Below are 8,562 nucleotides of genomic sequence, written 5' to 3'. Positions count from 1 at the left end.
CGGCGAGGAATCCCGCGACGGCTTCCGCCGTCCCGGCCACGGACGCCATCCTCGACACTGGCGGGAACCCCAGTTCGGCGCGCTCCGCGAGTTCCCGCACGGCATGCCCCACGGGATCCCAGCGCACCAGCGCCTGCACCGGCCGCAGCGTGGGCTCGGCGACCACGACAACCGTTCCGCCCGGTGCCGCCTCCCCGCGCACGCCCTGCCCCCGGACGAGCGCGGCAGCCGCCATCCAGCGCCGCAGCGCGTCCTCCCCGGCCCGCAGGTCGGGACGCCCGAGCATGGCCCACCCGTCCAGCAGCAGGGCAGCCGCGTACCCGCCCTCGGCGACGGGCTCGGCGCCGGGCGTGCTGACGACGAGCGCGGGCGTCCCCGGCACCGTGTCCAGCACATGCTCGCGCCCGGAGGTCCGCACGGGCACCGCCGGAAACGCCCGCCCCAGCTCCTCGGCGGTCCGCCGCGCGCCCACCACCTGCGCCCGCAGCCGGAGCCCGCCGCACTCCGGACAGTGCCAGCCGGTCTCCTCCCGCCCGCACCAGGCACACCAGGGCGCCCCGGCGTCCCGTGCCTCCATCGGCCCGGCACAGTGCCGGCACCGGGCGNNAGCCGGGCGGCCCGGGCCGCCTCGTCCCGCGCGAGATCCCCGTCGCCGACGGTCCGTACGAGCGGGGCTGCCGCCCGCACCTGCTCCCGGCCGGCGACCAGCGGCCGGGCCCACCCGCTCTCGACGAGCTGTGCCGCCTCCACGGTGCAGCTCCAACTGCCCAGCAGAAACGCGCACTTGTCCTGCGCGGCCCGCAGCAGCAACACCTCACGCGCATGCGGCTGCGGGGCGTGCGGCTCACTGTGGCTGTCGTCGCCGTCGTCCCAGAGCGCGACGAGCCCCAGGTCCCGGACGGGCGCGAACATCGCGGCACGGGTCCCGACCACGGCCCGTACGGCACCCCGCCGCACGGCGAGCCACTCCCGGTACCGCTTCTCGGGTCCGGCGTCGGCGGTGAGCACGGCGTGCCGTCCCTCCCCGAGAACGGCGGTCAGGGCGGCGTCGACCCGTACGACGGCACGCCCGTCCGGCACGACGACCAGGGCCCCGCGCCCTGAGGCGAGCGTCGCGCCGACGGCCCGCGCCAGCTCCTCGCTCCACCCGGGCCCTGGCAGCGCGTTCCACACGGCACGCGGCGCGCCCCCGGAGGCGAGCGCCTCAAGAAACGCGCCCCCACGCTCGTACCGCCGCCAGGACCCGGTGTCCGGCGCCCCGGCGACGGGCAGGGCCACGGCCGGTGTCGCCTTCTCGGCCCGGGCGTTCCTCGGCGGTACGGCCAGTTGCAGTACGTCGGCGAGGCTTCCCGCGTACCGGTCGGCGACGGCCCGGGCCAGTGAGAGCAGTTCCTCGCTCAGTACGACCTCGGGCGACACGACCTGTGCCAGCGCGGCCAGCGGGCCGGAGTAGTCGGACTCGGCGAGGCGCGCGACCAGGAAGCCGTCGATGAGCCCGCCGCCCTCACGGCGCCCGTCCCGCACCCGGTGCCGCCCGGCCCCGAACCTGACGCGGACACGCACCCCGGGCTGGGCGTCGGCGTCCATCTCCTCGGGCACGGCATAGTCGAAGTACCGGTCGAGATGCAGCACACCCTTGTCGACCAGCACGCGTGCGACGGGCAGTTCCTTGGCCAGTGCGGCCCCTCGCCAGGTCCGGGGCTTGGCCCGCGGCGCCTTGGCCTGCCGCACGGTCTCCCGGATCAACGCAAGCTGCTCGGGCGGCGCACCTTCGGCACCTCGGGCCCCGTCGGCCCCGCCACTCCCCTGCCCGTTGTCGCTGCTCACGCCTGCATTCTTACCAAACGCCACTGACAACGGGCGGCGCCGGAACTCCCGAGATCAAGCCGGCAGCGGCACGAAATTCCAGATTCACCGCACGCCCGAGGGACGCACTCCACCGAAGTAACCGCGGCCCGCGCACCGGGAGATCACCAACGTACGAGCGCGCGGGGCCCCTCGCCGGCCATTTCCCGGCATGCCGAAGCCCGGCGCCCCTCTCGGGACACCGGGCCTCAACGATCGATCAACAGTCACCTGGAGGCCTTACAGCCCCACGGCCTTCCGCAGTGCCTCCACGCGGTCCGTGCGCTCCCAGGTGAAGTCGGGCAGCTCGCGGCCGAAGTGGCCGTATGCCGCCGTCTGGGCGTAGATCGGGCGCAGCAGGTCGAGGTCGCGGATGATCGCGGCGGGACGGAGGTCGAAGACCGTCGTGATCGCGGACTCGATCTTCTCGGCGTCGACCTTGGCCGTGCCGAAGGTCTCCACGAACAGGCCCACCGGCTCGGCCTTGCCGATCGCGTACGCGACCTGGACCTCGCAGCGCGAGGCCAGACCGGCGGCGACGACGTTCTTCGCGACCCAGCGCATCGCGTACGCCGCCGAGCGGTCGACCTTGGACGGGTCCTTGCCCGAGAAGGCGCCGCCGCCGTGCCGGGCCATGCCGCCGTACGTGTCGATGATGATCTTGCGGCCGGTGAGGCCCGCGTCGCCCATCGGGCCGCCGATCTCGAAGCGGCCGGTGGGGTTGACCAGCAGGCGGTAGCCCTCGGTCTCCAGCTTGATGCCGTCGTCGAGGAGGGCCTTCAGCTCGTGCTCGACCACGAACTCGCGGATGTCGGGGGCGAGGAGCGAGTCCAGGTCGATGTCGCTCGCGTGCTGCGAGGAGACGACGACCGTGTCCAGGCGGACCGCCTTGTCACCGTCGTACTCGATGGTGACCTGGGTCTTGCCGTCGGGGCGCAGGTACGGGATCGTCCCGTTCTTGCGGACCTCGGACAGCCGGCGCGAGAGACGGTGGGCGAGGTGGATCGGGAGCGGCATCAGCTCCGGGGTCTCGTCCGTCGCATAGCCGAACATCAGGCCCTGGTCGCCGGCGCCCTGCTTGTCGAGTTCGTCCTCGTCGCCCTCGACACGCTGCTCGTACGCCGTGTCGACGCCCTGCGCGATGTCCGGCGACTGCGAGCCGATCGAGACCGAAACGCCGCAGGAGGCGCCGTCGAAGCCCTTCTTCGAGGAGTCGTAGCCGATCTCCAGGATCTTGTCGCGCACCAGTTGCGGGATGGGCGCGTAGGCCTTGGTGGTGACCTCTCCGGCCACATGCACCAGGCCGGTGGTGATCAGCGTCTCGACGGCGACTCGGGACGTGGGGTCTTGGCGCAGAAGCGCGTCGAGAATGGTGTCGCTGATCTGGTCAGCGATCTTGTCGGGGTGACCTTCGGTCACGGACTCCGAGGTGAAAAGGCGACGGGACACAACGCTCCCTGTGGTTGCAGCGGCTGCTGGCTGATCATTGGCGGACGGACTCGGGAGCTGCGCCCGGTGTCGTCCGAGAACAGTTTATCGGTCGCACTCTGCCATCGGCCCATCCGTCTCGCCTCTCGGAAGTGTCGTGGCCTGCGACACGGGCATTCTGCCCAATCCCCGGCGGTGTGCGCCAGGGGGCGCCACGCCGCGAAGTCCGGGACGGAAGGGGACGTACGGGGGCCTGCCGGAGTGACAGAACCGGTGCCGGGGCGACGGAATCATTCACTCCGGACAGCTTCCGGACGAATTCCGGTCGGATTTACTCCAGACGGTCGGCGACCAGATCCCACACGACCTCGGCCAGTGCCTCCTTCGGCCCGTGCGGCACCACGGTCTCGCTGCCGTCCGCGCCCAGCACGACGGCCTCGTTCTCCTCGGCGCCGAAGGTCCGGCGTTCCCCCACCTCGTTCACGACGAGCAGGTCGCATCCCTTGCGCCGCAGCTTCGTACGGCCGTTGGCGAGGACGTCGTCCGTCTCGGCGGCGAAGCCGACGACCACCTGGCCGGGCCGGGCGCGGTCGGCCGAGATCTCCGCGAGAATGTCCGGATTCCTGACCAGGGCGACGGGTTCCGGGTCCGCGCCGTCCTTCTTCTTGATCTTTCCGGCCGCGTAGGCCGCCGGACGGAAGTCCGCGACCGCCGCGGCCATCACCACGGCGTCGGCGTCCGCGACCGCCTTCAGTACGGCCTCGCGCAGTTGGACGGCCGTCCCCACCTGCACGACATCGACGCCGGCCGGGTCCGGCAGGCCGGTGTTCGCGGCGATCAGTGTGACGCGTGCGCCCCGCGCGGCGGCCGTACGGGCGAGCGCGTACCCCTGCTTGCCCGAGGAGCGGTTGCCGAGGAAACGGACCGGGTCGAGGGGCTCGCGGGTTCCGCCGGCGCTGATGACGACGTGCCGCCCGACGAGGTCGGGCTCCGTCACCCCCCTGGCCAGCACCCGGCGGCAGACCTCGAAGATCTCGGCCGGGTCGGGCAGGCGCCCCTTGCCTGTGTCGACGCCGGTGAGACGCCCCACGGCCGGTTCTATGACGAGGGCACCGCGGCGGCGAAGTGTCGCCACGTTCTCCTGCGTGGCCGGGTGCTCCCACATCTCGGTGTGCATGGCGGGGGCGAAGACGACCGGACACCTGGCGGTCAGGAGGGTGTTGGTGAGCAGGTCGTCGGCGAGGCCGTGGGCCGCCTTGGCGAGCATGTCGGCCGTCGCCGGGGCCACGACGACCAGGTCCGCCTGCTGGCCGATGCGGACGTGCGGGACCTCGTGGACATCGTCCCAGACCTCCGTGGAGACGGGGTGGCCGGAGAGCGCCGACCAGGTGGCCGCGCCGACGAAGTTCAGGGCGGATTCGGTGGGGACGACACGGACGTCGTGGCCCGACTCCGTCAGTCTCCGCAGCAGCTCACAGGCCTTGTACGCGGCGATGCCGCCGCTGACCCCCAGTACGACCTTCGGCTTGCCCACCGGGCCTCCCCTGACTCGACACGCGACTGGCTCGATACCGACTCGGCACCCGGCCGGGCACCGTACGCCGCGGCTCCTCGGCGTACGGGTCTATGACACACCACAGGCCCGACAGTCGGACTGTCGGGCCTGTGGATAAGTAAAGCGAAAGTTGAAAATACTACTGCGCGGGGCCCTCGACGGCCTCGGACGTCAGCAGACCCGCGTTGATCTCACGCAGCGCGATCGAGAGCGGCTTCTCGTGGACGTGGGTGTCCACGAGCGGACCGACGTACTCAAGGAGGCCCTCGCCGAGCTGCGAGTAGTACGCGTTGATCTGGCGGGCACGCTTGGCCGCGTAGATCACCAGGCTGTACTTCGAGTCGGTGGCTTCGAGAAGCTCGTCGATCGGAGGGTTGATGATGCCCTCGGGCGTGGAGATGGAAGAGGACACGCTCTGCCTTCCGAAAGGTGGGATGGGATCGAGAACGATCACACAACTTCCGTCAAGGCTAGCAGCTCGCGCGCCACGTCCTCGACGGAGGTGTTGACCAGGGTCTCGTCGAACTCCGGCTCGGCGGCCAGTTCGATCTTCGCCGCCTCCAGACGGCGTTCGATGACCTCGGGCGATTCGGTGCCCCGCCCGGTCAGTCTGCGCACCAGCTCCTCCCAGGAGGGAGGAGCCAGGAACACCAGCAGGGCGTCCGACATGGACTCACGGACCTGCCGCGCGCCCTGGAGGTCGATCTCCAGAAGGACCGACTCGCCGGACTCCAGCCGCTCCAGCACGGCCGCACGCGGTGTGCCGTAGCGGTTGCCGGCGAACTCGGCCCACTCCAGGAGCTCGCCATTGGCGATCAGCTTGTCCATCTCCTCGTCGGTGACGAAGAAGTAGTGGACGCCGTTGCGCTCACCGGGGCGTGGCTTTCGGGTCGTCGCCGACACCGAGAGCCAGACCTCGGGGTGCGCCTTGCGCATATGGGCGACGACCGTGCTCTTGCCGACGCCCGAGGGGCCGGAGAGCACGGTCAGCCGCGGACGTACGTCCGGGGGCTCGGGGGTGGTCCCCCGGAATGTTGCAGCCATACGGCGATTATTCCAGGAATCCCGGGGTGCCAGGACTCAGGAGCCGGTGCTGCCGAACTCGCGCTCCAAGGAGGCGATCTGGTTGGAGCCAAGACCACGCACTCGGCGGCTCTCGGAGATACCGAGTCGCTCCATGATCTGCTTGGCGCGGACCTTGCCCACGCCAGGGAGCGATTCGAGCAGCGCGGAGACCTTCATCTTGCCGATGACGTCGTTCTCGCGGCCCTGCTTGATGACCTCGTGAAGGGAGGCGCCGGAGTGCTTGAGTCGATTCTTGACCTCGGCCCGCTCCCGGCGAGCCGCGGCGGCCTTTTCGAGCGCGGCTGCGCGCTGTTCAGGGGTAAGGGGCGGAAGAGCCACGCCTACGTCACCTCGGATGTCGAACTGTCGGATACGGACCGGTGAGGAACCTAATCACCCCTCACCTGGTGAGCTACGAGCAACACGCTCGCTCGTTGACTCTCGTCGGAGACTAGCGGCCAAGTCCGCCGGAGTCAGCGAGAACAGCGGAAAAGTCCTGGTCAGCCTTCGTCAGGTCGGATATTTCGGTCAAAGTGCCCTGGATTTGAGAATGTATTCAGTCTCAAGGAGTCCGGAAGTCACTCATCGGAGGACTCCGCCGAAGTGTGCGAATGCTCAGGTCGCGGCCACTGCGGCCCGGATCTCGTCGGCGAAGCGGTCCGACGCGTCCCTCAGGGCGACGAGTTCGGGACCGTGACGTAGAACACCTCGGCTGATGTTCGGAACCACGTTGCGCAGCGCCGCCCCGAACACTTCGCGGAGGTCTGCCGGAGTGGCCCCCTGCGCGCCGACGCCGGGTGCGAGGAGAGGTCCGTTGATGTCGAGGTCGTAGGACGAGAGGTCGCCGAGCGTGGCCCCGACGACCGCGCCGAAGGAGCCCATGGGCCGCTCCCCCGCGTTCTCGGCGGCGAGGGACGCCAGCATGGTCGCGCCGACGTTCAGTCCGCCCTCACGGACGGCGTGCTGGACCTCGCCGCCCTCGGGGTTGGAGGTCAGCGCCAGCACGAACAGGCCCGCGCCGCTCTCCCGGGCGAGGTCGACGGCCGGCTTCAGCGAGCCGTAGCCGAGATACGGCGAGACGGTGAGCGCGTCGGAGAACAGCGGGGCACCCTTCTCCAGGAAGGCGGCGGCGTATGCGGCCATGGTGGAGCCGATGTCGCCGCGCTTGGCGTCCATCACGACCAGCGTGCCGGCCTCCCGCGCCTCCTGGACGGTCTTCTCCAGTACGGCGACCCCGCGTGATCCGAAGCGCTCGAAGAACGCGCTCTGCGGCTTCATCACCGCGACCCGGCCGGCCAGCGCCTCGACGACAGTGCGGCTGAACCGCTCCAGGCCGGCGATGTCGTCGTTCAGACCCCAGTCGAGGAGCAGCGAGGCGTGCGGGTCGATGCCGACACAGAGCGGGCCGCGCTCGTCCATCGCGCGGCGCAGACGGGCGCCGAAGGGCTCCAGGACTGTCATACGGTCTTCCTCACGTCGGCGCCGACCGCGTCGGCGAGGGTGGCGTACGGGCTCGTACGGAGGCGGGCGGCGAGGCCCTTGTGGAGGTCGCGAGCGTAGAACGGGCCCTCGTAGACGAAGGCGCTGTAGCCCTGTACGAGCGTGGCGCCGGCCAGGATGCGCTGCCAGGCGTCCTCGGCGTTCTCGATGCCGCCGACGCCCACCAGGGTGATCCGGTCGCCCACGCGCGCGTAGAGGCGGCGCAGCACCTCCAGGGAGCGGGCCTTCAGGGGTGCGCCGGAGAGGCCGCCGGTCTCCTTCACCAGGGTGGGTGCGGAGGTGAGGCCGAGTCCCTCGCGCGCGATGGTGGTGTTCGTGGCGATGATCCCGTCCAGGCCGAGTTCGACGGCGAGGTCGGCGACGGCGTCCACGTCCTCGTCGGCGAGGTCGGGCGCGATCTTCACCAGCAGCGGGACCCGGCGGGAGGTCACCGTACGGTCGGCGGCCTCGCGGACGGCACTGAGCAGCGGGCGCAGCGACTCGGTGGCCTGGAGGTTGCGCAGGCCGGGCGTGTTGGGCGAGCTGACGTTGACGACGAGGTAGTCGGCGTACTCGGCGAGCCGTTCGGTCGACTTCACGTAGTCGGCGACGGCTTCACCCTCGGGGACGACCTTGGTCTTGCCGATGTTGACGCCGACGACGGTCCTGAAGACCGCCTCCCGGCTCGCCAGACGGGCCGCCACGGCCAGCGAACCCTCGTTGTTGAATCCCATGCGGTTGATGAGCGCCCGGTCCGGCACAAGGCGGAACAGCCGCTTCTTGGGATTGCCCGACTGCGGCTCCCCCGTGACCGTGCCGATCTCGACGTGGTCGAAGCCGAGCATCGACATCCCGTCGATCGCGACCGCGTTCTTGTCGAAGCCCGCCGCGAGCCCGAAGGGCCCGTGCATCCGCAGCCCGAAGGCCTCGGTGCGCAGTTCCTCGTAACGGGGTGCGAGGGCGGCGGCGACGAAGGTCCGCAGCACGGGCACGCGGGCGGCGAGCCGGATCCAGCGGAAGGCCAGGTAGTGGGCCTCTTCGGGGTCCATCCGGGTGAAGACCAGACGGAAGAAAAGCTTGTACATGGTGATGTCCTCGATACGGCCCCACCAGGAGGCCTCATGAAGAGAGGGACACCGTTTCCGGTGTCCCTCTCGGGCTGCTAGTCGCGGGCCGCGGTCAGTTGTTCG

Annotated in this window: 8 protein-coding genes and 1 pseudogene; all 9 read right to left on the bottom strand. The window is 70.5% G+C overall.

Annotation, left to right across the window (positions count from 1 at the left end; translation table 11 throughout):
• A pseudogene (locus AOK08_RS47185) lies at positions 1–605 on the bottom strand (primosome assembly protein PriA); the annotation flags it as partial.
• Positions 606–607: 2 nt separating this feature from the next.
• Positions 608–1,827: primosomal protein N' family DNA-binding protein (locus AOK08_RS10585; RefSeq protein WP_479683318.1), on the bottom strand; the 1,220-nt coding region annotated here is incomplete at its 3' end.
• A 258-nt stretch (positions 1,828–2,085) separates the two neighbouring features.
• Positions 2,086–3,294, bottom strand: a complete 1,209-nt coding sequence (gene metK / locus AOK08_RS10580; RefSeq protein WP_055525232.1) for a methionine adenosyltransferase — start codon at positions 3,292–3,294, stop codon at positions 2,086–2,088.
• Positions 3,295–3,604: 310 nt separating this feature from the next.
• Complete coding sequence (gene coaBC, locus AOK08_RS10575; protein WP_055525231.1) at positions 3,605–4,807, bottom strand: bifunctional phosphopantothenoylcysteine decarboxylase/phosphopantothenate--cysteine ligase CoaBC; 1,203 nt, start codon at positions 4,805–4,807, stop codon at positions 3,605–3,607.
• 160 nt (positions 4,808–4,967) lie between these two features.
• Complete coding sequence (rpoZ, locus tag AOK08_RS10570; protein WP_006382157.1) at positions 4,968–5,240, bottom strand: DNA-directed RNA polymerase subunit omega; 273 nt, start codon at positions 5,238–5,240, stop codon at positions 4,968–4,970.
• 38 nt (positions 5,241–5,278) lie between these two features.
• The gene (gmk, locus tag AOK08_RS10565; protein ID WP_055525230.1) at positions 5,279–5,872 is read right to left on the bottom strand and encodes a guanylate kinase; all 594 of its coding nucleotides are present in this window, start codon (positions 5,870–5,872) and stop codon (positions 5,279–5,281) included.
• Positions 5,873–5,908: 36 nt separating this feature from the next.
• Entirely contained in the window at positions 5,909–6,232 is a 324-nt protein-coding gene (locus AOK08_RS10560) for an integration host factor (protein ID WP_006382163.1), read from the bottom strand.
• Between the two features lie 276 nt (positions 6,233–6,508).
• Complete coding sequence (gene pyrF, locus AOK08_RS10555) at positions 6,509–7,354, bottom strand: orotidine-5'-phosphate decarboxylase (protein ID WP_055525229.1); 846 nt, start codon at positions 7,352–7,354, stop codon at positions 6,509–6,511.
• Positions 7,351–8,457 (bottom strand): quinone-dependent dihydroorotate dehydrogenase, encoded by a 1,107-nt coding sequence (locus AOK08_RS10550; protein ID WP_055525228.1) that lies wholly within the window; start codon positions 8,455–8,457, stop codon positions 7,351–7,353. The genes pyrF and AOK08_RS10550 overlap by 4 nt, the downstream gene beginning before the upstream one ends.
• Positions 8,458–8,562: the final 105 nt, after the last annotated feature.

Source organism: Streptomyces graminilatus, from assembly GCF_001418565.1.
Classification (GTDB): domain Bacteria; phylum Actinomycetota; class Actinomycetes; order Streptomycetales; family Streptomycetaceae; genus Streptomyces; species Streptomyces graminilatus.
Note: the sequence above shows the minus strand (reverse complement) of the source record. Positions and strands in the feature narration are given on the sequence as shown.